Below are 20,488 nucleotides of genomic sequence, written 5' to 3' on the forward strand. Positions count from 1 at the left end.
TCATTGGGCAGCGGGTGGCCGGCTACCGCCATGACCGCCGAAAAGGAGCGCCCACGTATCGTCGGTGTAGTAGCCGGTCTTCGCAGCCTGCTTGGTTGCTTCGTCCCGCGCCAGTTTTTTGCGTGCGGACGGGCGCATGGCAATGGCGTCGCACCAGCGCTGCACGTTTGGGAAGTCGTCCAGGTTGATACCTTGTCCTTTGGCGACACGCACCCAGGGAAACGCAGCGATGTCCGCGATTGAAAATTCGCCATCGATGTACTCGCGATCGCTCAGTTGCGATTCAAGGACAGCATAGAGGCGCTTGGCTTCGCCGCTGTAACGCTCGGTTGCGTATTGCGCATTGATGCCGCGATTGGACGCGTGGCTCACGAAATGGGCGGCCTGTCCGAGCAACGGTCCCTGGCTGGATGTTTGCCAGAACAGCCACTTGATCACGTTCCAGCGTCTTGCCGCGTCGCTCGGAATCAACCGACCGGTCTTTTCTGCCAGATAGAGCAGAATCGCGCCGGACTCAAACAAGGCCAGCGGCCGCCCGCCCGGACCGTCGTGGTCGATCAGCGCAGGAATCTTTCGGTTTGGGCTGATGCGCGCATAGGCATCACTATGCTGGTCACCCGCGCTGATATCCACCCACTGAATCTGGTAAGGGAGCTGCACCTCTTCGAGCATCATCAGCGCTTTGCGGGCGTTGGGCGAGGTGTAGTAATAAAGATCAATCATCGAGACGCCTCCATGTTGGTTTGGCCGCAAAACCGGCTCAGATGCCGAAACGATCCTTCATGCGCGCCATGTACGCCACAAGGTTCTTCTTCGACGCAGCGTAGTCCCTGGTGTCGAATTCGAACGGTGCGTCGATGACATGCCGCAGGATCGACATGACAGGCGCATCGATCCAGCGGGGCTGGTTCCCCATGAAGAACGGCTTGTCGCCGAGAAAATCGGAGAGCGTGTCCATATCGGCGCGCGCACGTCGGTAGATGACGTCAGCGGACATGCGTCCCCAGCCTCCGGTCATGAACTCGTTGAGGATACGAAAGCGGAAGTCATCAAGAAACGCGCGTACCTCCGGAGCCACCGCGCCACCGCCAGTCATGACAGTAACGTACCTCTCCCAGTTCGCCGACTCGCGCCAGCGCGGCTGGATGACCGACACCCAGTAGGTGTGCTCGTCGATCATCCGGTTAAACGCCATCATCTGTGCCTGCTCGAGCGGCGTTACGCCATCGTCCAGCGCAACGCCGTACTTACTCCGCAGATATTCGATGATATGGGTCGAATCGTTGACGGTCGTGCCGTCTGTATCGACGATACAGGGTAGCTTGCCGGCTGGCGTGTCTGCGTCCAGCCGGGTCAAATCCTGCACCTTCATGTCGAAATCCAGACCGGCCATTTTGAGATAGTAGGCCACTTTTGTGACGTAAGGACTGATGCAGGGAACAGTCCACCCCGGAAGGAATTGATATAGCGTAATCATGATGTTTGTCTCCATCTTTATCGATTTTTTATGTCAAAACTACTGCGGGTGCCTTACCAGGCAAGCCTCTCGCCGTTGGCATGACGGAACTGGCCCGAACTGCTCAGTTCCAGTTCATCCATACGCGCAATCAACCCGCGCGCAGCGTCTTCCGGTTGAACATAGTTGTACGTGCCGGGATAGTCCTTGGTCAGATCCGTGGCGACCATACCCGGGTGCAATGCCACCACCGCAATGCCGCGTTTGCTAAGGTCGTAATGCAAGTTCAGCGCAACCATATTGGCCCCGGCCTTAGACACGCGATAGGCGTACATCTCACCCGAACCGTTGTCGGCGAGCGAACCAACGCGACTCGTCACGATGCCCAGCTTGGAACCCGCGCGCAGGAAGGGTACACACGCCTCAGCGACGCGCAGCGGCCCCAAAGTGTTGATTTCAAATTGTCGACGCATATCGTCATAGTCAATCTGGCCGAGCTGGTCGAGTCCGAGAACCCCGGCGACATGCAACACCCAATCAAGCGCAACCTTGCGACTTTTCAGCGCGTCGGCGAGTTTGGCGACTGCTGCCCCGGAAGTAACGTCAATGTTGCCGATCGTATCGATCCCGCCTTCGGTAAAGCCCTCAGCCGACCCGAGGCATGCTGCGATGACGTGATCGCCCCGTGCGTGAAGTTGCAGGCAAATCGCGTTGGCGATACCGCGGTCAGCACCGACCACCAGAATGTTTTTCATCAAATTTCTCCTTTATTAAAATCTATGCAATATCGCGAACTGTCTCACTTCCGATTATCTTTTGAGCGCGCAGCAGATCGAGCGCGTCGTCTGAATAACCGAGTTCCTTCAATACCTCATCATTGTGCTCCCCAAGCAGCGGAGCTCCGCACCGGATTGAGGTCGGTGTAGCGTCAAACTGCGCAGGTGACCGCGCCTGCCGCAGTCGGCCGGCCGCGTGATGATTGCTCTCAACGATGCTGCCCGCCGCAAGCACTTGCGGATGCGTCAATACCTCGTGTCGTTTCAGCGCCGGTGCACACGGCACATCGTGCGCCTCGAAGCGTGTCATCCACTCTTCGGTGGTGCGCAGGCACAGGACCTCTTGTGTCAGTATCAACCGCTCGTTGACGTGTTTGTCACGCGCGCCCGGCGTCGCGAACCGTTCGTCGTTGAGCCATTCAGGCTTGTCCAGCGCCTTCGTCAAACCGACCCACTCTTTGTTACTCATCACGGCGACGGTCATGTAGCCATTCTTGGTCTCGTAGATCAGGTCAATGAAACTCGCCGCGTCCTGATTACTGACGACCTTATCGGGGTATGTGTGCGCGCCCATGTCGGACGCCCAAAGGAAGTAGAGTACCGAGTCCAGCATCGACACGCGTACATGCTGACCTTTGCCTGTTTTCAGTCTCGACACCAACGCTGCGGAGATTGACTGGGCGACCGTAACAGCCGCCAGCTTGTCGGGGAGAACGGTTCTAATGAGCCGCGGACGCTCCAGATCGGATCCGGCCTGAACGGTAGTAAGTCCGGAAATGGCCTGGATGATCGGGTCATACACCGGTTTGCCGACCCAGGGACCGACGTCGCCAAACCCGCTAATCGATGTATAGATAACGTTCGGCGCTACCGCGCGGATATCCGCCTCACCCACCCCAAGCCGATCGACAACGCCCGGACGGAAATTCTGCATCACGACATCGGCGGTTTTGGCCAGGTCTCGGACAATGTCGCGGCCTTGTTGCGTCTTGATGTCTACGCTGATCGAGCGTTTGTTGCGGTTGATGTTCAGAAACATGGCCGACATGCCCGCGCGCTGGTTGCCAAGAGAACGCACATGGTCCCCGCTGTTCGGGATTTCGACCTTGATCACGTCAGCACCCTGGTCCGCCAATATCATTGCCGCCCATGGCCCCGACAGCATCGTCGTCATGTCTATAATGCGGATTCCTGCAAGAGGTCCACTCATTTCTCGTCTCCTAATATGTGCCGTTGATACAGGTATCCGGCGCTTGTTGTCTTAACCTTTGAAGCAAGAATATCGCTTCCGCCAAAACAACACTAGACGGTATCGGACGGAAATATAATCCGCTAAAATCGGACAATCAGATTCACAGGGGGGGACGTTTCATGATCAAGGAACTCTATCGGATGGCGGTTTTCGTGCAGGTAGTGGAAAGCGGTTCGTTTTCCGGCGCAGCAAGGACACTGGGCCTCGGTAAATCGGTTGTCAGCGCCCATGTGGCCGCACTTGAAAGCCGGCTCGGCACGCAACTCATCAACCGCAGCACGCGTGCGTTGGCACTGACTCAGGAAGGAAGGGTGTTCTACGATGGCTGCCGGCAAATGGTGGCTGCCGGGGAAGGCGCGTTCGCTACTGTCGAGTCACAGCGCAAGGGCGCGAGCGGCTTGATCCGACTTACGTCGTCCTACAACCTGGGGGTGAACTTCCTGATTCGCCAGTTAACCGCATTCGGCACAGTTCATCCGGACGTGTCGTTTGACCTTGTGCTCGAGGACTCCGTGTCCAACATTATCGAAGAGCGTTTCGACCTGGCGTTGCGCGTGGGGCGGCTCCCCGACACCGGCTTGTTCTCCACCGAGCTCGGCACCTGCCGCATGCTGGTGTGTGCGTCCCAAGAGTTCACCAAAGCACACGCTAAAATCCGTGAACCCGACGATCTGCTCAAGCTTCCGTGGATCAGCATCACACAACTCCCGCATCCGGAGAAGCTCAATCTCCAGCACAAGTCAAGCGCACAGCGATTGAGCCTGACGTTACATGCGGCGCTGAAGACCCATTCGGGAATCGCCGCGCGTGAATTCATTCGGTGTGGCGCAGGCGTCGGACTACTGCCGGACTATGCAGTCGAGGACGACTTGCGGCGCGGTGAGCTCGTGCACTTGCTGCCTGCCTGGCAAGAAGCCTACGAGCGGCCCATCTCTGCACTCTTCCCAAGCCGTGACCGCCTACCTACCCGAGTGCGCCTCCTGATAGACTTTCTGCGGCAGTCCTTTGCCAGCCGAGCAGTCATTGGAACAGGCGTATATCAGCAACCCCTATCGCCTGAGAAAGTCGAAAGCTCTCCCAGAGCGCGCAAGTAAAGCCGTTCTGGAAAATCAAAAGCCGGACGGTGGCGGGCTCTAGGAGCCAATAATCGGGAACGGGCAGTGGCTAGCGCGAACGCAGGAATATAGGGCTTCCGACCCTGCTTTGAGCAATGCCTTGATCAAACTTATCGTTACATGCAGAGCCACAAGTGGGTATGCCAGACACTCTTCAACCTGTTCACTGTAACTTTTCCCGTAGACACACCATGTACAAAAGTGCTCGCAGTTGTTGGTCAGGAGCCGGTAATGATTTTCGCCCAATCGGGAGCGCGCCCGCTGAACCGTTTCCTGGCCGGCATATTTCGGGAACGGAGTTGGCTTGATCCAGATTACATGGCCTGCAGCGAAACGTGCGATGCTAACTTCCTCCACCGGAGCGCTGTGCAGAGACCCGCAAAGTCCGGCGTAGTGCATCACCTTCCCATCACCCAGGTAAATGCCATGGTGATTGTAGCCATGGCGGGGCGTGACGAGATGGGTGCCTGGCGATGGCACCGGGTCCGCCGCCGGATTCCACGACGCTTGTGCCGCATCGGTATGGACTCGTGGCCGTTTCCAACGTATATGCTGGAGAAAATGTGTCATGGATCGCTCCATTTTCCTTCGCTCTCACTAACATCGTTCGTGCGATTTGTTGCCGCTAATATGACGGACACTCACTTGTGTGAATGATTGCTTGCCCCACAAATGAGGAGTGGCAACCAGATCGCCTAAAATGCGCCGTTGATGCATGGATCTGGCGCTTATTGTCTTAACCTGTGGCGCCAGAATATCGCTTCCGCCAAAACGAAACTAGACGGTATCGGACGGAAATATAATCCGCTGAAATCACACAATCCCATGCACGGGGGCTGTTGCTGAAAATGACGACCTGGCAGGGGTATTTCCCATCACCCACAACCACACGCTGCGGAAACGCCGTCTCAGGCTTCCGGGTGGATATCTAAAAATCCACTCAAACCCATCGAATTTCTCCTTCCAAACCCAACAAAGCGACGCATTACCAACGGCCGTACGCCTCTCAAATACCGCGTCCATCTGTTGAGAGACCCGCGCGCTCGTTGGAGCACGCGGGTCGCCCATTAGCCAAATGTCACACCGCACGCGGGGTCGCTACGGCTGGCGCCAGATTTCGCGCCTTGGCCAAGGTGAGCGCAGTGTCTTCGATCATGTCTTCCTGACCGCCGACCATCCCGCGTCGACCCATTTCGACTAGGATGTCACGCGCCGGCACGCCGTACCGCTGCTCGGCCCGCCTGGCAAACAGCAGGAACGAGCCATATACCCCGGCGTAACCCAGCGTGAGCGAGTCGCGGTCGATGCGGATCGGGAAATCCATCATCGGCACCACCAGGTCTTCGGCCACGTCCTGGATCTTGTACACATCCACCCCGGTTTCGATCCCCATGCGTGCACAAACCGCGATCAAGACTTCCATCGGCGTATTGCCGGCCCCGGCACCCAGCCCGGCCGCTGCCGCATCGATCCGGTTGGCGCCGTATTCCACCGCGATCAGCGAGTTGGCCACACCCATCGCCAGATTGTGGTGTGCGTGAAAGCCGAGTTCGGTGTCCGGTTTCAGTTTGTCGCGCAGCAGCCCGATGCGGGACTTTACGTCTTCCGGCAGCATGTAACCGGCCGAATCCGTGCAGTAGATGCAGTTGGCGCCGTAACTTTCCATCAAGAGCGCCTGTTCGAGAATCTTCTCGGGCGACGCCATGTGCGCCATCATCAGAAACCCGACGGTGTCTATGCCCTTTCGATTACCCACAATTTTCTTGTTTACTTTCGAAAGTTCTGTTAACTTTTCCGCATGAGGAATTTGATCGCGATCAGATGACAAAAAAGGGGGACGCCAAGCGATTCCCTACCTCGTCATCCGATGTCCTCGGAGGACGAGCAAACGTGGATGGACAAAGAGAATGCCGCCTGCAATTTTCGAGACGAGCGGCTCAAGAAACGCTTTCGGCTGTTGCTCAAACAGTTCTGGACTAGCATGGGTCAGAGCATTCCATTTGCCTGTCAGGATTGGGCTAGTACGAAAGCAGCTTATCGGTTTTTCGCCAACGATCACGTCAGCGAACAGGACATATTGGGCGGACATTTTCAGGCAACAAGTGAGCGTTTCGCCAGTACGGAAGGCCCGATACTTATTCTTCAAGATACGACGACGTTTTCATATCAGCGCGAGCAGCCAGAACGCATCGGATTCATCGGGAAGAGCGGCACTCGCAAGATCGATGGACGCAACAAACCGCTGACCCAATGCGGCATTCTGATGCATTCGAGCTTGGCCGTGACGACAGAGGGAGTACCGCTTGGCTTGGCTGCGATTAAATTTTGGACGCGCAGCAAATTCAAAGGCTGCAACGCACTTAAGAAGACGATCAACCCCACGCGAGTCCCCATCGAAGAAAAAGAAAGCTACCGTTGGTTGGAAAACTTGAGACAGTCAACAGCGCTTTTCGGGGACCCGCAGCGTTGCGTCCATATTGGCGACCGTGAGAGCGACATCTACGAGCTGTTTTGTACGGCCCAAGTCGTTGGAACGCACTTCCTTGTCCGTACCTGCGTCGATCGATTAGCTGGCGATGGCGACCATACCATTGCCCAGGAGATGGACGACGTGCGGTTGAAAGGATTGCATCGTGTCCAGACTGCAGACCAAAAGGGGAACGTCATCGACACGGTGCTGGAAATTCGGTATCGCCGTATCAGGGTGTTGCCGCCCATCGGAAAACAAAGCCGATATCCGGCACTCTCCTTGACAGTGATACACGCGCGCGAACGCACGGAGCCAGCGGATCGCAAGCGCATCGAGTGGAAGCTGATCACCGACTTGCCAGTAGCGTCCCGACGCGAGGCGATCGAAAAACTTGATTGGTATGCCATGCGATGGAAGATTGAGACCTTCCATAAAATTCTGAAATCCGGATGCAACGCGGAGGAGTCACGACTGCGCACTGCGGACCGACTGGACAATCTGGTCTCTGTCTTCTGCATCATCAGTTGGCGCATTTTTTGGCTGACGATGCTCAACCGCTCATGCCCGGATGCCGATCCAGAACTGGCATTGACTCATACGGAAATTGACCTCATCAACCGCTTGGTGAAGGACAGTAAGAGATGCCGCGAGGCTCTTCCTCTTTCGCGTTACCTTGAAAAAATTGCGCAACTCGGCGGCTATCTCGCGCGCACTAACGACCCGCCGCCTGGGAACACGGTCATGTGGAGGGGCATGCGCCGGTTGGCCGATATGCAGTTGGGTTTTAATCTCGCATCCGAAAGATATGGGTAATCGAAAGCTCGGACACACCGAGCAGGAGATCACTAAAAAGGTCTATCGCCGTGTTGGCGAAAATGTAAAACCAACTAGATAATCAACCGTACTAGCTCAGCTTTGACCAGACATTCGCTGTACAACGTCTCGTCCGGAAACGACCCTATGCGGCCAATCAGCTATCCGGAAAGCGGACGTTGGCTGATCCAACTTGGGCAGGGGGTAAGGATTTTCACCCTGGTCCGGAACAATGATGGGTTGGGCGGCTTTCTGGCACTGCTCGAATTGGTCACGGATGTACCTTTTCGTGTCGTTCCAGCATTTGCACGAACTGTGAAATTCGCTTGGCGCGCGTTTCAGCCTTCTTGGCGGTTTGTATTCTGAACAGAACGGCGTATCGATTCCGACTGTCGAGCGTTCCAAAGAAGTCCTTCGCTCGCGCATTGCTATCTAGCGCGGACTGAAAATCACTTGGTACAGTTGCCTTGCTGGCCGAGTCATACGCAGCGTCCCAGCGCCCGTCGATCTTCGCGCGCTCAATTTCTTTGAGTCCGGCTGGTTTCATGGTTCCTGCTTTGATCAGGGTAAGTGCCTTCTCTTTATTGATCTTGGACCAAATGCTTTTGTCTGAGCGTCGAGTAAATTTCTGGAGCCAGAATTGCTCGCTGTGGGCTTGCTTTTGTCCATCTATCCATCCAAAGCAAAGGGCAATTTCAACGGCTTCGTCGTATGAAACTGACTGTGTATTGGCTCCCTTTTTTGCAAGTTTCAACCACACGCCAGACGATGTGTTGTGGCTTTCTATTAGCCAGGTAGTCCAGTCTTGCTGCTGCTCAAAGTGATGAATAGGCAGAGCTGTAGAGGACTTGGTTTGAGATTTCATTCTCGATTCATCCTGAAGTAGGTGGACGCCCAACTTGTTACATACAAGAAAATTGAAAAAATATCAGCCATGGCGTCCGAAGGTAGTGCGCCGGCGACAAGCCATGGCCCGCATGCATGCTCGGTTCAGGCACTATGCATTGTATATGTGTACACGAATAACAAATCCGATGAAAACGTCAATCCCCCGCTTCAGGCAGCGCGCCTTCTCGATCAAGTTCGCGGGAGCGTCAGCGCGAATGGCTGCTTCGAGGCTAAAGCACTACCGGCCGGTTCTGGCCGACAGTTCCCATTGGCATTCTAAGCCCGAATGGCCGTTGCCAATACACAGCTGCCGTTCAGGTAAGAGATTCGGGTACCTTTGGCGCAATGGCCGCTTCGGAGCAGCGCACGGAATCAATGACCGCAATGGAGAAGAAAAGCCCGTGGCTGGTCATGGCCGTGTTGACCCGGTCGTGACAATCGCCTGTTTTTTTTACATCCGGCGAATGCAATACCCAATCAGCTTGTAGCTAGTTGCGGAAACGATGCGTTAGTTGCGGAAACGATTGCCCTGTAACCCGCATGAAATAAGTCCACCAAAAAACAAAAAAGCCCTGAATAATCAGGGCTTTACGTTCAATACTTGGCGGAAGCGGTGAGATTCGAACTCACGAACGGGATAAACCGTCGCTAGTTTTCAAGACTAGTGCCTTCAACCACTCGGCCACACTTCCAGAGCTGCGAATTATACCTAAGTCATGCTGAATTGACGATACCTGTATGCCAAATTATCGAAATTTACTGCGTTTTTAGCTTGCCAGTCGCCGCTAACCTCTTCAATCCAGCAAGAACATTTGCTGTAAATCATTCAGAAAGCGCTCTCCCAGCGCAGTCGGTTTGATCAGTTTGTGGTCGCGATATAACAAGCCTTTCACCTCCGCATCGTTCAGCGATTTTTCGATCACGTTGAGGGACATGCCGGTGCGTTCGGCGAACAGGTTGACTTCGAAGCCGCCGTTCAGACGCAACGCGTTGAGCATGAATTCAAAACCGAGCTCACCGCGTTCGATTTCGGTTTCTTCCTGTACCACATTGCCGAGGCGGGTCTGTTCCAGGTACGCTTTCGGCTGCTTGTAACGCATTTGCCGGATCACGCGGTGCGGGAAAGATATCTTGGAATGCGCGCCCGCGCCGATGCCGAGGTAATCGCCGAATTGCCAGTAATTCAGATTGTGGCGGGCCTGGCGACCGGGCTGGGCGTACGCCGATACTTCGTAATGGCCATAGCCCGCCGCGCCGGTCAGCGCGGCGATCATGTCCTGCATCTCGGCGCTGGCATCGTCGTCCGGCACCGTTGGCGGATACTTGGCGAAATAGGTATTTGGTTCCAGCGTCAGATGGTACAGCGACAGGTGCGGCGGCGCATAACCGATGGCGGTGGCGACGTCCTGACGTGCTTCTTCCAGCGTCTGTCCCGGCAGCGCATACATCAGATCGAGATTGAAGTTGTCGAATGTCTTTTGTGCGATCTCGACAGCGCGGCGGGCCTCGCCGTCGTCGTGGATACGGCCTAGCGCTTGCAGATGACGGCCGTTGAAACTCTGAATTCCAATCGACAGGCGATTGATGCCGCTGGCGCGATAGGACTTGAATTTTTCGACTTCGAAGGTGCCAGGATTGGCTTCCATCGTGATTTCAGCGGCGCCGTCGAGCGGCAGCAACGCGCGGATATCCGACATCAGTCGATCCAGTCCGGCTGCCGACATCAGGCTGGGCGTACCGCCACCGATGAAGATCGAGTAGACCTTGCGGCCCCAGATGAGCGGCAGAGCGTTTTCCAGATCAGCCCGCAATGCATCGAGATATTCGTCCTCTGGAAAACCGCCCTTCGCTTCATGTGAATTGAAGTCGCAGTAAGGGCATTTCTTGACGCACCACGGGAAATGCACATACAACGACAACGGCGGCAAGGCGCTCAGATGCAAAGCGCCCGGCTGCAGATAGGCCAGCGCCGCTTGCGCTGCACCGTCCAGCGTCTCAGCCGCTGCGACTTTTGCTTTGTTGTCCGGTTTGCTGCCAACCAGTTTGATAGGAATCATCGTAATTTCTCAACCAGCGCACGTAGCGCCTGCCCGCGATGCGATATGGCATTTTTCTCAGCGGCGCTCAGTTCAGCGGCAGTTTTGCCCAACTCGGGCAACAGAAAATGGGCATCGTAACCAAAGCCACCGGCACCACGCGGTTCCGCTATGATTTTGCCATGCCAGCTGCCGTCTGCGATGACTGGCTGCGGATCGTCCGCGTGACGGACGAATACCAGCACGCAGTAATAGTAAGCCGATTTATCTTGATGTGCAGCCAGGTCCGCAACCAGTTTGCGATTGTTTTCCGCATCGGATTTGGGTTCGCCGGCATAGCGTGCCGACAATACACCGGGCGCGCCTTGCAAGGCATTGACACAGACACCGGAGTCGTCGGCCAACGCGGGCCTTCCCGTCAGGCGAGCCGCGTGGCGCGCCTTGGTCAGCGCGTTTTCGACAAAGGTCAGATACGGCTCGTCGGCTTCAGCGACGTTGAATTCGCCTTGCGGATGGACGTCGAAACCGACCGGGGCCAGCATTTGACCGAATTCTTTTAGTTTGCCGGCGTTATTGGATGCCAAAACCAGGGTGCGTAACATAAGTAACTCAAAACAGAATGGAGGAAAGGCGGTACTTTAGCACCGCTTGCAGTTGCAGGTTAATTCCGGGGAATTATGTCGCGCGCAGGGTTAAGCGTAGCCCTTGCAGGCTAATGGCATGACATCGGAAAGGGCTGCCACCCTCCCGTCGAAGGCATCGGATAGGGTGAAAACACAATCGGACCATTGACTGCCGCCATTTTGCGTTAGCGGCGGACAACGCTACGCGCATCTGCATTACCAAGCTTTTATACAGGCAAACCCAGAGTCTGCCGCTGCAACTCGATCAGTTGGCCTATTCCAGTCTGCGCCAGATCCAGCAAACTATTCAGCGTCGGCCGATCAAACGCCACGCCCTCGGCAGTGCCCTGCACTTCGACAAAATGACCCGCATCGGTCATCACCACATTCATGTCGGTATCGCAGTCGGAATCTTCCACATAGTCCAGATCCAGTACCGGCGAGCCCTGATACACGCCAACTGAAATCGCGGCGACAAAATGTTTCAATGGCATCGCGGCAATCGCCTTACTGTCCTGCAGCGTCGAAAACGCATCGTAAGCAGCGACCATCGCGCCGGTAATCGCGGCGGTACGGGTACCGCCATCGGCCTGAATCACGTCGCAATCGAGGTGCAACGTCCGTTCACCGAATGCTTCCAGGTCAAATGCTGCACGCAAGGAACGGCCGATCAGGCGTTGTATCTCCTGCGTGCGGCCGGATTGTTTGCCGCGTGCGGCTTCACGATCCATGCGGGTGTTGGTGGAGCGTGGCAGCATGCCGTATTCGGCGGTAAGCCAGCCCTGCCCTTTGCCCTTTAAGAAGCCAGGGACTTTATCTGACAGGCTGGCGGTACAAATCACTTTGGTATCGCCAAATTCAATCAGCACCGAGCCTTCGGCATGCTTGGTGTAATTGCGGGTCAGGCGCACCGCGCGCAAAGCGTCGGCAGAACGGCCACTCGGACGGGCAAATGAACTTGAAGCAGACAACATTGTTATTCCTTGACATGGGGGTTGGCTGTGAGATTGGTCGTCACAGTTGTTGATTTTTCTATCGCGCAGCGGATTTCGTCTATCGCTTTTTCGATATCGGCATCGTTAATCACTTCTCTCGCTTCAGGGGCGGGACTTTGCGCGGCCTGAATTGTGGTCGTCAAGCTGCCAATTGGCAAGGTATGCGTGACTATCGAGGTCGACGGGTCGTCGATATTGCCGCTGCTCGCCCACGCCATCGCCAGCGCGGTGACATTATCGCTGGTTTTGCCGCCGATGCTGACCGCACTGCGGATCAACTCCGGCACCGCACGGACGATAGTATTGTTTTGCAAACTTTGTGCTAGTACATGGTCAGGCAGCATCGACCACAAGCCATCCGAGCACAGCAACATGACGTCACCCACCTGCAGGCTGACCCGGCGCGATAGTTCTACCATCGGCATAGTGTTGGCGCCCAGACAATTGAACAACTTGTTGCGATCGGGATGCGTGGCGCGTTCCGACGGATCGGCCCTGCCTTGGGCAATCAGGGTTTCGATGCGTGAGTGATCGCGCGTCCGCGCCAGAATCTGGCCCTGGCGCATCCAGTAGAGCCGTGAATCCCCGCAATGGGCCCAGAACGCGCTGTTGTGCTGAATCAGGCAAGCGACAACGGTGGTACGCGGGGTCTCCGGCAATTTGTGGACCTCACGATAGCGATGGATTTCCATGTGCGCCGCAACGAAGCTGTCTTCCAAAAAACGTTCCGGTTTTTTGATATACGGCTGGGCATTTTTCTGAAACAGCGAACCAATGGTCTGCAGCGCGATGCTGGCTGCAATTTCACCATGCAAATGGCCGCCCATGCCATCGGTTAACAGCAGCAGCAAGGCATCGCGCGTGAAGCTATAGCCCATTCGGTCCTGATTGACCTTGCGGCCGCCGATATGGCTTTCTTGATAAACGGAAAATCGCATGCTTGCTCGTGAGGTTGGTGACCAAAGCGCTGGCGCGCCGGGATACTGAATGAAAATTAACTAAATAATATTGGGAAGATACACCAATCATGCAAATCAAAGTACAACACAAGCCCGAAGTTATTGGGTATTTTCCTGAATGGTATTCTCCTCAGGATCCGGCGATTTGCGGCGAAACTGAAACTGTATTTGCGTGAAAAATATACTGCGCAGTTTGCGCAATATCTTGTCCACCATTCGCACTTCTTCTTGCTGCACCGGCATCATCAGCGCCCGCTGTAACGCGAACACGCTTTGCGGTCGTTCCATCGGATCAATCATCAGGCTCCAGCGCACTACCTGGATCAACTCAGGAGAATACAAACCTTCCAGTTTGCGGAAATGGCCTTCCATTTTGTCATTCACCTTGCGCTGATCGACCGGCTGCGGCGGCGCACCGACCATACAGGCGAAGATTGAGGCCCCGATACTGTAAATATCGGTCCAGGGGCCCAGGTTGCCATCTTTTTCATACATCTCGGCAGGCGCGAAACCCGGCGTGTACATCGGATACAGCTTGGGCGAATCGGTGCGCAGGGTTTGCCGGGCCGCGCCGAAATCCAGCAGAATCGGCGTACCATCCGCGCGCAAATAGATATTCGCCGGTTTAAGATCCAGATGCAGCAACTTATGGGTATGTACTTCGCGCAAGCCGTTCATCACCTGACGGAACATCTTGCGTATGAATTTTTCGGAAACCAACGGCTTTTCGCCTTTGTCGCGACGCCGCAGGATATGCTCCTGCAATGAGCGGCCCGACTCGTACGCCATCACCATGTACACGGTTTCGTTGGCGCGAAAGAAATTCAGCACCCTGACCACGTTCGGATGCGAAATGTGGGCCAGCGCCCGCCCTTCCTCGAAAAAGCATTTGAGGCCGATCCGGAAAGTCGGAAGATTTTCCGGCGGGATCGCAGGCGCCAGCTCGCCCCATTGGCGCAACGCCAGCGAACTGGGCAAATATTCCTTGATGGCAACGGCATTGCCGTCTTCGTCATAGGCCAGATAAACGATACTGAACCCGCCCGAGGCAATCTTCTTTACAATGCGATATCCAGCGAGCTTGAGCCCGTCAGGCAGTGGAGCATTGTTTTGTGCGGCCATAAGATCCTAGTCTTGTCAGTGGTTTGCAACGTGACTGAGATTGTCTTGATAAATCGCAAAATTGTAAAGAAGAAACAAAAAGGACCGTATTTTGACTATTTGCAGCATGACCGGCTACGCCGTCAACACCCGTGAAAGCGCCGCAGGCACCATCACCATCGAACTGAAAAGCGTCAATTCGCGCTTTCTGGATTTGCAGTTTCGCATCAATGACGATCTGCGCGCGCTGGAGCCGGTTTTGCGCGAAGCCATCATGGGCCGAATCAGCCGCGGCAAAGTCGAATGCCGACTCAGCTTTGGCCGTAAAGTCGCCGGCGGCAGCAGCCAGGCGCTAAATACGACATTGCTGGCGTCGCTGGCTGATTTGCAAAATGCGGTGCAGAAACAATTTGGCGAGGCAAGGCCACTCTCGGTTGGCGAATTGCTGCGCTGGCCCGGCGTTATCGAAGAAGCCGTGATCAGTCAGGACACGCTCCAGGCCGAAGTCCAGGCCACCATGGCGACCACCCTCGCCGCCTTCGTTGAATCGCGCGCGCGCGAAGGCGCCGCGCTGGCAGAGACTATCATCGCGCGCATCGATGCGATGGAGATCATCGTTCAGCGCATCACGCCATTGGTGCCGCAAGTGATTGCCCAGTTCCAGCAAAGAGCCATCGCCCGCATGCAGGAAGCATTAGGTCTGGCACAACAGGATGGCGGCAGCAATGCAACCCAGACAACGGCGTTATCGCGCGACGAAGCGATGGATAGAATTCGTCAGGAAGTGACGCTGTATGGCATCCGTATCGATATCGCGGAAGAACTGTCGCGACTGGGTGCGCACTTGACAGAAACCCGTCACATCCTGAAAAAAGGCGGCCAGGTCGGCAAGCGCCTCGATTTCATGATGCAAGAACTGAATCGTGAAGCCAACACGGTCGGCTCCAAAGCGGCGATCAAGGAACTGGCCGATGCATCGATGGAATTGAAACTGCTGATCGATCAGATGCGTGAACAGGTGCAGAATTTGGAGTAGGGTTTCAGGGGGGGTCATACCACCCCAAAAACTCCACTAAGCCGTTGATTTTGAATGGAAGTTGTCTTCATGGAGTTGCATAGCGTCCCAACATAGCGCATGTTTTTTGTGGGGTAAATCGTGGGGCAAATTCGACATTTCATAATGTGGAATTTACCCCACGATTTACCCCACAGATTCCTTGGAGAGGCGCGCCATGACTGGGTTTGCGGGAATTGCTACAGATAGAACGCTGAGGACTTGGCTGAGTGCCGGGCCGGTTGACCGGAGTGTCGGCGACGGGTTGACATTCGTTGCAACAGAGGCAAGTGCCCGCAAGGGCAAGGCTTCATGGATACTGCGATATCGGTTTGCCGGCCGCAACAAAGAAAAGGTGATCGGGCGCTACCCGGACATTTCACTTAAGGACGCCCGCGAACTTGCCCGCAATGACCGGGCCAAGATTCAGCAGGGTATCGATGTTGCTGCGACGAAACGTCGGGAGAAACTTAAAACAACTGACATGCACAACGTTCAGGGACTTGGCAAGCTCTGGATGGAACGCCACATTCTGCCCAACTACAAACATCCACAGGTTGTCGAACGCGTGCTTCGGCGGCATATCAATCCGGTCATCGGCAGATTACCCGTCGAAGAAGTCCAGCCGATTCACATTGACGATGTTCTGAGCCGTATCGTTGCGGCAGGGGCACCCACGGTTGCCAACGACGCGTTGCGTTATATGTTCCGTATGTTCCACTTCGCAGTGAAGCGCAAGTGGATTAACAGCAACCCGGTCTACGGCTTTGAGATCTCGGATGCTGGCGGCACGGAAGAACCGCGCGAGCGCTGGCTCAATCGGGAAGAGCTAGTCGCGTTGGCAGATGCGATGCGAACCACGCCTAACTTCGGGCGTCTCAACGAGCTCGCCACCTGGCTGCTGCTTGCCTTGTGCGTACGGAAGATGGAACTGCTATCGGCCAAATGGGCCGAGTTCGATCTCGCGAACGGAATTTGGAAACTGCAACCCAGCCGAACCAAAAAAAACCTCCCGATTGAGATACCGCTCGCGCCTCAGGTAGTCATCTGGCTTACCGAGGTCAAGGTGTGCGCGTACGATAGCGAATACCTATTCCCTGCACGCCGACTAGTGAGAAAAAAAGAAGGTAAGGAACACCGGAATCGGTTTGAGCACATCAGCCCGGATACATTAAATGTAGCCCTTAAAAGGCTTAACCTTGCGGATATTCCACATTTCACGGTACATGACATGAGACGCACGGCGCGTACGCTCCTTGCCGAATTGGGAGTTGATCGCTTTGTTGCCGAACGAGCACTCAATCATAAAGTGCGTGGCGTAGAAGGTATCTACAACCGTCATGATTATTTTGACGAACGTAAGGATGCCTTGGACCGCTGGGCTCTTTTGCTTGATTCCGTTCGTAGCGGAAAACCCTTCAACGCTATTGGACTGAACCGCAAAACTGCCTGAATTCTATAGATCAGGACCTGACCTGACCGCAACAACTGTATGTAGTAATCCAAACTTGACCTGACATCAATTGTCAGATGGGCTTACGTTGCAGCTTTTTGGAACGGCCGCTGTCGACCCAGGCCGTGTAAAAACGCGAATACGATCGCAGACCATTACTGATTCTTCGACCTTTCATCTCTGATCCTATGTGTGCAACCCTCCCCTGCACGAGAACTGGCAGGAAAATCAGCGGATTGTGATTTTGTTCGGCATAAGGCACTATCCTTACGACAACATTTAATGGAATCGGGACCATGAAGGTAATAACAAAAATCAAGCTCTCCAATTTCAAGAAATTCGAGAATTTCGCGGTCAACTTCGACCAGAAAATGAACATCTTGGTTGGCGACAATGAGGCCGGCAAGAGCTCTACGACCAGTTAGGTCATCGGGTCAGCGCCAGACTTACATTCCGGCATAAAGATGCACTGAGCACACAAGCCTGGCGAGCAAGCGTACCGGGCTACTGCTTCGCCGCTCAAAATCGCCGCCCTCCTCCTTGCCACAGCGATCACTTCCTCAGTCGATAGCAAATTGACCCGATGGGGAAACTTAAACTTGCTGCCGGGTCGCTGGATCAAGACATAAGCGTATTCAGCGACGCGCTCTCCTGTTTGCATTTGCACTGCAAGTCGCTGTGCCGATAACTCGATCACATCGGACAGATAAGGCCGATTCGCGTGTCGCGTCTTCAGCTCGACTAAGATGATCACACCTGTCGTGGTGCGATAGGCTCGATCTAATTTTGCGACGATTGGAATTGCCCCGTCTGCCCTGAATACCTGCTCCGCATAAGCCAGTTCAGCATCGCGCAACTCTCTCGGTCGCCAAGCATGCTCGGAAGCTGCGAGCCAAACATGCCGCCTCCAATAAATAAAAGTCAACAAGACGGATACAGCGAGTACAAACAAGATCCATTCGTTAGGTGACATGATCACCTCCCTTGCCACGTAACGCACGACCCACCAGCCATACAACCGGTTTCAGCATCATTCGAATAACAGGTTGTAACGACCAATAGCGCTCCAACACAATGTACAGTGCGGGCGCTGTCCGGTAGTACACGCCGATCAACCAGCGCCCCGTTGCATAGGGTCGCAATACCCGGCCACGAAACATTCTGAGCGTGGCAGTCTCACGTCCAGTGCCGAAGATGAGCGTCGCGATGTAGCAGCGCCCCTTCCTCGCAGACGTCGCGTTCGCGTCGGATAGCAGAACGCCTTCGCGGTAGAACTGATCGTGTGCGCGTAATCCGCGCTTGATCGCTTTGCGCCGGTGTTCGGTGCTTCGCTTGCCCAAGCTATGCTCAAACACCACCAGACGTTCGCACACGCCCATCTGCGCCAACTCCGAGGCACGCACGGCACGCGGTCTTTTTTTTCGATTCTGGTTATTCGCAGTAGTCGCTTCCTTCAGCAATTTCCGCTCGCCACGATGATCGATACCCATACGCTACTCCACGAGCGGTTCGTCGAACACTTGATTTGTAATCGAAGCCGCACCTACATTAGAAGGAATCGCTTCACTTTTTATTGCGACCATGTGCTCCGCTGCTATCGGTGACCAATGCTGGGCAAGCAAACCTTCCTGCGCCAGAGTCCGAAGCCGGTTCACGCGCTTCGAGCCCTTCTTGAACTGAATCAGGTCATCGTAGAGCCGCGGATTGTCGGCGCGCTCCAACTCAAAGACGAGCCGTATGTGCGCTGGCGGAATTAGTGTGCCTTCGCTCATGCTGCTCCTCCGTCCGCCTTCGATTCCGCATCGATACGCACATCCATTTCGAGCGCGCTACGGGCATAGTTCATTCCGGCGATCTGGAAACCTTTCACATTGGCATAGATCGGTTCCTTGATCTCGTGAATCTTGTGCTTCGGGAACGCATCCTTGACCGCCTTCTTGAACAGAAAGGCACCGCCGCCGACCAGAATGATGTTCTGAAAACTGTAGGACGCCTCGATCCACTGCAGCATCGACGAAACCGCCTGCTGCGCGATCGTCCAGGCGATCGGCATCAGGCGCGACATGTCGTAGGGCTTCTGATAGATCACTGGGCTCTTGCCGGTGCGCAGTGCAGTATCAATCGCGTCGAAATCCCGATAGGGGGTGCCGATGTCATCGCTGATTTCGGTCGCGATGGCTTGCAGGATGTCAAACATCCCGCGATTGATCGAGTGGCTCTTTTTTTGTACCAGGCGCATCCCTCTTGTGACCAGCCAGTCAAAGGTGCGGGCGCCGGGATCAATGACCAGGCTCTGTTCGTTCTCAATTGAATTCAGTTTCTGATGCAGCGAGGCGTAGTAGACCAGCGCTCCCTGCGGCTGAGCGACAGCAAGCGCCTTGCGTACCGTCACGCTCCGGCCACCGCCGACCTCGTGCTTGCCGGTCATCGCTTTTTCCAGCGCTGCTTTTTTCGCGGTGAATGCCGCAACCGGCAACCCGACGACCAGCAAATCGATGGTACCGACCTTCATCTGGTTGAGCGCGCCGCGCAACAGCGCCGCATACTCAGGCGTCTCGGTATAGCGGTCATGCATCTGGGTCGCCCGGAAAGTGTCGGCGGCCAGGTTCACCTCCGGCCCCACTTCATAGAACAACCCGTCAATCGGCACCGCAACGGTTTTACGCCGCTCCGCCGCCGGCACGGCGGATAAATCCCGTGCGCTCGGATAAGCGACCGAAGGAAAGGTGGCGCAACGGATTTCGTTGCTTGCACAACTGGTCACGTACTTCGTGTTGCCGAATCCAACATCTACTGCTCTGACGATCGTTTCCATGGGATCTCCGACAAAGTCGATTGATGCGTTCAGCATCGGATATTCGATGCTGCCGCTCCATACGAAACACGCACGATCCAAACCGGATTTCGCCATCAGACCCAAGCTGAATAGTTCTACGGTGTCATTCGAATCAAACCAGAATGACATTTGCGGATGCCGATGGCGGGTGGCGTGCTTTCGCGTATCACCACAGTCACATCCGAAAACCACTCGTCAAGGGCTAAAAAACCCGATGAACATGGAACAATTTTGAATCGGGAACCAGAGGCCACTTTTGCTCCCGTCAACCCCGCATGCCATCTCGCTTTCGTCCCCTATCGGAAGAAAAACACACATCAAGGGCATCATCCGACGCCACACGAAAGCGCCGGAAAGCGCTTGACGCACACCCCGCGATGTTGTCAACTGATAGCGCTCGAAAGGCTCCTTGCCCTGTTCCCATCGCGGGAACCAAAAGGCGTCGCGGTCGTTACCCGCCATTGAAGTGTCAATCCCGATCTTTGAATCGGTTTGCATGCCCCTTGAGGTCGTGCTGTGTAGTGATATTCCCCGTAGCGCAATTCGTCCTGACCTGTCAGCAACAGTCGCTGGCTTTCTTCGAGAAAGCGTCAAGGCGTAGCGGATGATTTTTCCGGCACCCGATGCCGGACCACGTTTCCTCGTCACCCACTTTGAGCAC

At 55.3% G+C, this 20,488-nt stretch carries 21 protein-coding genes and 1 tRNA gene; 5 read left to right on the top strand and 17 right to left on the bottom strand.

Annotation, left to right across the window (positions count from 1 at the left end; all coding sequences use genetic code 11):
* Genes AC3CHX_RS13775 through AC3CHX_RS13790 form a run of 4 tightly spaced genes read right to left on the bottom strand, consistent with a single transcriptional unit; the run spans nucleotide 1 to nucleotide 3,442 of the window.
* Nucleotides 1–723, bottom strand: coding sequence for a glutathione S-transferase family protein (locus AC3CHX_RS13775; RefSeq protein WP_488644563.1), 723 nt, complete (start codon nucleotides 721–723; stop codon nucleotides 1–3).
* Nucleotides 724–760: 37 nt separating this feature from the next.
* Nucleotides 761–1,477 (bottom strand): iIsoprene-epoxide--glutathione S-transferase, encoded by a 717-nt coding sequence (gene isoI, locus AC3CHX_RS13780; protein ID WP_488644564.1) that lies wholly within the window; start codon nucleotides 1,475–1,477, stop codon nucleotides 761–763.
* A gap of 53 nt (nucleotides 1,478–1,530) precedes the next feature.
* Entirely contained in the window at nucleotides 1,531–2,211 is a 681-nt protein-coding gene (gene isoH, locus AC3CHX_RS13785; RefSeq protein ID WP_488644565.1) for a 1-hydroxy-2-glutathionyl-2-methyl-3-butene dehydrogenase, read from the bottom strand.
* A 22-nt stretch (nucleotides 2,212–2,233) separates the two neighbouring features.
* Complete coding sequence (locus tag AC3CHX_RS13790) at nucleotides 2,234–3,442, bottom strand: CaiB/BaiF CoA transferase family protein (protein ID WP_488644566.1); 1,209 nt, start codon at nucleotides 3,440–3,442, stop codon at nucleotides 2,234–2,236.
* A 161-nt stretch (nucleotides 3,443–3,603) separates the two neighbouring features.
* Between AC3CHX_RS13790 and AC3CHX_RS13795 the strand changes: the two genes are divergently transcribed.
* A complete protein-coding gene (locus AC3CHX_RS13795; RefSeq protein WP_488644567.1) occupies nucleotides 3,604–4,578 on the top strand; it encodes a LysR family transcriptional regulator in 975 nt (324 codons plus the stop codon).
* 39 nt (nucleotides 4,579–4,617) lie between these two features.
* Here AC3CHX_RS13795 and AC3CHX_RS13800 read toward each other — a convergent pair whose 3' ends face one another.
* Nucleotides 4,618–5,181: a lecithin retinol acyltransferase family protein gene (locus AC3CHX_RS13800; RefSeq protein ID WP_488644568.1), complete on the bottom strand. Its 564-nt coding sequence runs from the start codon at nucleotides 5,179–5,181 to the stop codon at nucleotides 4,618–4,620.
* A 496-nt stretch (nucleotides 5,182–5,677) separates the two neighbouring features.
* The gene (dmpG, locus tag AC3CHX_RS13805) at nucleotides 5,678–6,406 is read right to left on the bottom strand and encodes a 4-hydroxy-2-oxovalerate aldolase (protein ID WP_488644822.1); all 729 of its coding nucleotides are present in this window, start codon (nucleotides 6,404–6,406) and stop codon (nucleotides 5,678–5,680) included.
* Nucleotides 6,407–6,493: 87 nt separating this feature from the next.
* Between dmpG and AC3CHX_RS13810 the strand changes: the two genes are divergently transcribed.
* Nucleotides 6,494–7,882: an IS4 family transposase gene (locus AC3CHX_RS13810; protein WP_488644569.1), complete on the top strand. Its 1,389-nt coding sequence runs from the start codon at nucleotides 6,494–6,496 to the stop codon at nucleotides 7,880–7,882.
* 271 nt (nucleotides 7,883–8,153) lie between these two features.
* Here the strand turns inward: AC3CHX_RS13810 and AC3CHX_RS13815 are convergent, their stop codons facing one another.
* The 7 genes from AC3CHX_RS13815 to AC3CHX_RS13845 form a co-directional block, all read right to left on the bottom strand.
* The gene (locus tag AC3CHX_RS13815; RefSeq protein WP_488644570.1) at nucleotides 8,154–8,747 is read right to left on the bottom strand and encodes a YdeI/OmpD-associated family protein; all 594 of its coding nucleotides are present in this window, start codon (nucleotides 8,745–8,747) and stop codon (nucleotides 8,154–8,156) included.
* A gap of 625 nt (nucleotides 8,748–9,372) precedes the next feature.
* Nucleotides 9,373–9,462: transfer RNA gene (locus AC3CHX_RS13820), tRNA-Ser, on the bottom strand.
* A gap of 102 nt (nucleotides 9,463–9,564) precedes the next feature.
* Complete coding sequence (gene hemW, locus AC3CHX_RS13825) at nucleotides 9,565–10,827, bottom strand: radical SAM family heme chaperone HemW (RefSeq protein WP_488644571.1); 1,263 nt, start codon at nucleotides 10,825–10,827, stop codon at nucleotides 9,565–9,567.
* Nucleotides 10,824–11,408 (bottom strand): RdgB/HAM1 family non-canonical purine NTP pyrophosphatase, encoded by a 585-nt coding sequence (gene rdgB, locus AC3CHX_RS13830; protein WP_488644572.1) that lies wholly within the window; start codon nucleotides 11,406–11,408, stop codon nucleotides 10,824–10,826. Before rdgB ends, hemW begins: the two co-directional genes overlap by 4 nt.
* A 248-nt stretch (nucleotides 11,409–11,656) precedes the next feature.
* Nucleotides 11,657–12,403 carry a ribonuclease PH gene (gene rph, locus AC3CHX_RS13835; RefSeq protein WP_488644573.1) on the bottom strand — a complete coding sequence of 249 codons (747 nt, stop codon included), beginning with the start codon at nucleotides 12,401–12,403 and terminating at the stop codon, nucleotides 11,657–11,659.
* Between the two features lie 2 nt (nucleotides 12,404–12,405).
* Nucleotides 12,406–13,362: a PP2C family protein-serine/threonine phosphatase gene (locus AC3CHX_RS13840; RefSeq protein ID WP_488644574.1), complete on the bottom strand. Its 957-nt coding sequence runs from the start codon at nucleotides 13,360–13,362 to the stop codon at nucleotides 12,406–12,408.
* Between the two features lie 120 nt (nucleotides 13,363–13,482).
* Complete coding sequence (locus tag AC3CHX_RS13845; protein ID WP_488644575.1) at nucleotides 13,483–14,505, bottom strand: serine/threonine protein kinase; 1,023 nt, start codon at nucleotides 14,503–14,505, stop codon at nucleotides 13,483–13,485.
* A 106-nt stretch (nucleotides 14,506–14,611) separates the two neighbouring features.
* Here AC3CHX_RS13845 and AC3CHX_RS13850 point away from each other — a divergent pair, with 106 nt between their 5' ends.
* The 3 genes from AC3CHX_RS13850 to AC3CHX_RS13860 all read left to right on the top strand — a co-directional run bounded on the left by AC3CHX_RS13850 (nucleotide 14,612) and on the right by AC3CHX_RS13860 (nucleotide 17,416).
* Nucleotides 14,612–15,520, top strand: coding sequence for a YicC/YloC family endoribonuclease (locus AC3CHX_RS13850; protein ID WP_488644823.1), 909 nt, complete (start codon nucleotides 14,612–14,614; stop codon nucleotides 15,518–15,520).
* Nucleotides 15,521–15,716: 196 nt separating this feature from the next.
* On the top strand, nucleotides 15,717–16,991 hold the full coding sequence (locus AC3CHX_RS13855) for a tyrosine-type recombinase/integrase (protein WP_488644576.1): 1,275 nt from the start codon (nucleotides 15,717–15,719) through the stop codon (nucleotides 16,989–16,991).
* A 296-nt stretch (nucleotides 16,992–17,287) separates the two neighbouring features.
* Nucleotides 17,288–17,416: an AAA family ATPase gene (locus AC3CHX_RS13860; protein ID WP_488644577.1), complete on the top strand. Its 129-nt coding sequence runs from the start codon at nucleotides 17,288–17,290 to the stop codon at nucleotides 17,414–17,416.
* Here AC3CHX_RS13860 and AC3CHX_RS13865 read toward each other — a convergent pair.
* The 4 genes from AC3CHX_RS13865 to AC3CHX_RS13880 are packed head-to-tail and all read right to left on the bottom strand — an operon-like array spanning nucleotide 17,413 to nucleotide 19,956.
* Nucleotides 17,413–17,964: a PD-(D/E)XK nuclease family protein gene (locus tag AC3CHX_RS13865; protein ID WP_488644578.1), complete on the bottom strand. Its 552-nt coding sequence runs from the start codon at nucleotides 17,962–17,964 to the stop codon at nucleotides 17,413–17,415. The genes AC3CHX_RS13860 and AC3CHX_RS13865 overlap by 4 nt on opposite strands.
* Complete coding sequence (locus tag AC3CHX_RS13870) at nucleotides 17,954–18,481, bottom strand: CFI-box-CTERM domain-containing protein (RefSeq protein ID WP_488644579.1); 528 nt, start codon at nucleotides 18,479–18,481, stop codon at nucleotides 17,954–17,956. Before AC3CHX_RS13870 ends, AC3CHX_RS13865 begins: the two co-directional genes overlap by 11 nt.
* A gap of 3 nt (nucleotides 18,482–18,484) precedes the next feature.
* Nucleotides 18,485–18,763, bottom strand: coding sequence for a hypothetical protein (locus tag AC3CHX_RS13875; RefSeq protein ID WP_488644580.1), 279 nt, complete (start codon nucleotides 18,761–18,763; stop codon nucleotides 18,485–18,487).
* A complete protein-coding gene (locus tag AC3CHX_RS13880; RefSeq protein ID WP_488644581.1) occupies nucleotides 18,760–19,956 on the bottom strand; it encodes a PRTRC system protein D in 1,197 nt (398 codons plus the stop codon). Before AC3CHX_RS13880 ends, AC3CHX_RS13875 begins: the two co-directional genes overlap by 4 nt.
* Nucleotides 19,957–20,488 lie beyond the last annotated feature (532 nt).

The organism is Glaciimonas sp. OK215 (assembly GCF_057787885.1).

Bases quoted from the DNA above. Each gene is read 5' to 3' on its own strand.
- AC3CHX_RS13860 (WP_488644577.1), top strand. From the start codon at position 17,288: ATGAAGGTAATAACAAAAATCAAGCTCTCCAATTTCAAGAAATTCGAG.
- AC3CHX_RS13810 (WP_488644569.1), top strand. From the start codon at position 6,494: ATGGACAAAGAGAATGCCGCCTGCAATTTTCGAGACGAGCGGCTCAAG.
- AC3CHX_RS13795 (WP_488644567.1), top strand. From the start codon at position 3,604: ATGATCAAGGAACTCTATCGGATGGCGGTTTTCGTGCAGGTAGTGGAA.
- isoH (WP_488644565.1), bottom strand. From the start codon at position 2,211: ATGAAAAACATTCTGGTGGTCGGTGCTGACCGCGGTATCGCCAACGCG.
- AC3CHX_RS13815 (WP_488644570.1), bottom strand. From the start codon at position 8,747: ATGAAATCTCAAACCAAGTCCTCTACAGCTCTGCCTATTCATCACTTT.
- AC3CHX_RS13840 (WP_488644574.1), bottom strand. From the start codon at position 13,362: ATGCGATTTTCCGTTTATCAAGAAAGCCATATCGGCGGCCGCAAGGTC.
- AC3CHX_RS13845 (WP_488644575.1), bottom strand. From the start codon at position 14,505: ATGGCCGCACAAAACAATGCTCCACTGCCTGACGGGCTCAAGCTCGCT.
- AC3CHX_RS13850 (WP_488644823.1), top strand. From the start codon at position 14,612: ATGACCGGCTACGCCGTCAACACCCGTGAAAGCGCCGCAGGCACCATC.
- AC3CHX_RS13880 (WP_488644581.1), bottom strand. From the start codon at position 19,956: ATGTCATTCTGGTTTGATTCGAATGACACCGTAGAACTATTCAGCTTG.
- AC3CHX_RS13855 (WP_488644576.1), top strand. From the start codon at position 15,717: ATGACTGGGTTTGCGGGAATTGCTACAGATAGAACGCTGAGGACTTGG.
- rph (WP_488644573.1), bottom strand. From the start codon at position 12,403: ATGTTGTCTGCTTCAAGTTCATTTGCCCGTCCGAGTGGCCGTTCTGCC.
- AC3CHX_RS13865 (WP_488644578.1), bottom strand. From the start codon at position 17,964: ATGTCACCTAACGAATGGATCTTGTTTGTACTCGCTGTATCCGTCTTG.
- AC3CHX_RS13790 (WP_488644566.1), bottom strand. From the start codon at position 3,442: ATGAGTGGACCTCTTGCAGGAATCCGCATTATAGACATGACGACGATG.
- rdgB (WP_488644572.1), bottom strand. From the start codon at position 11,408: ATGTTACGCACCCTGGTTTTGGCATCCAATAACGCCGGCAAACTAAAA.
- AC3CHX_RS13775 (WP_488644563.1), bottom strand. From the start codon at position 723: ATGATTGATCTTTATTACTACACCTCGCCCAACGCCCGCAAAGCGCTG.
- isoI (WP_488644564.1), bottom strand. From the start codon at position 1,477: ATGATTACGCTATATCAATTCCTTCCGGGGTGGACTGTTCCCTGCATC.
- hemW (WP_488644571.1), bottom strand. From the start codon at position 10,827: ATGATTCCTATCAAACTGGTTGGCAGCAAACCGGACAACAAAGCAAAA.
- AC3CHX_RS13800 (WP_488644568.1), bottom strand. From the start codon at position 5,181: ATGGAGCGATCCATGACACATTTTCTCCAGCATATACGTTGGAAACGG.
- AC3CHX_RS13870 (WP_488644579.1), bottom strand. From the start codon at position 18,481: ATGGGTATCGATCATCGTGGCGAGCGGAAATTGCTGAAGGAAGCGACT.
- AC3CHX_RS13875 (WP_488644580.1), bottom strand. From the start codon at position 18,763: ATGAGCGAAGGCACACTAATTCCGCCAGCGCACATACGGCTCGTCTTT.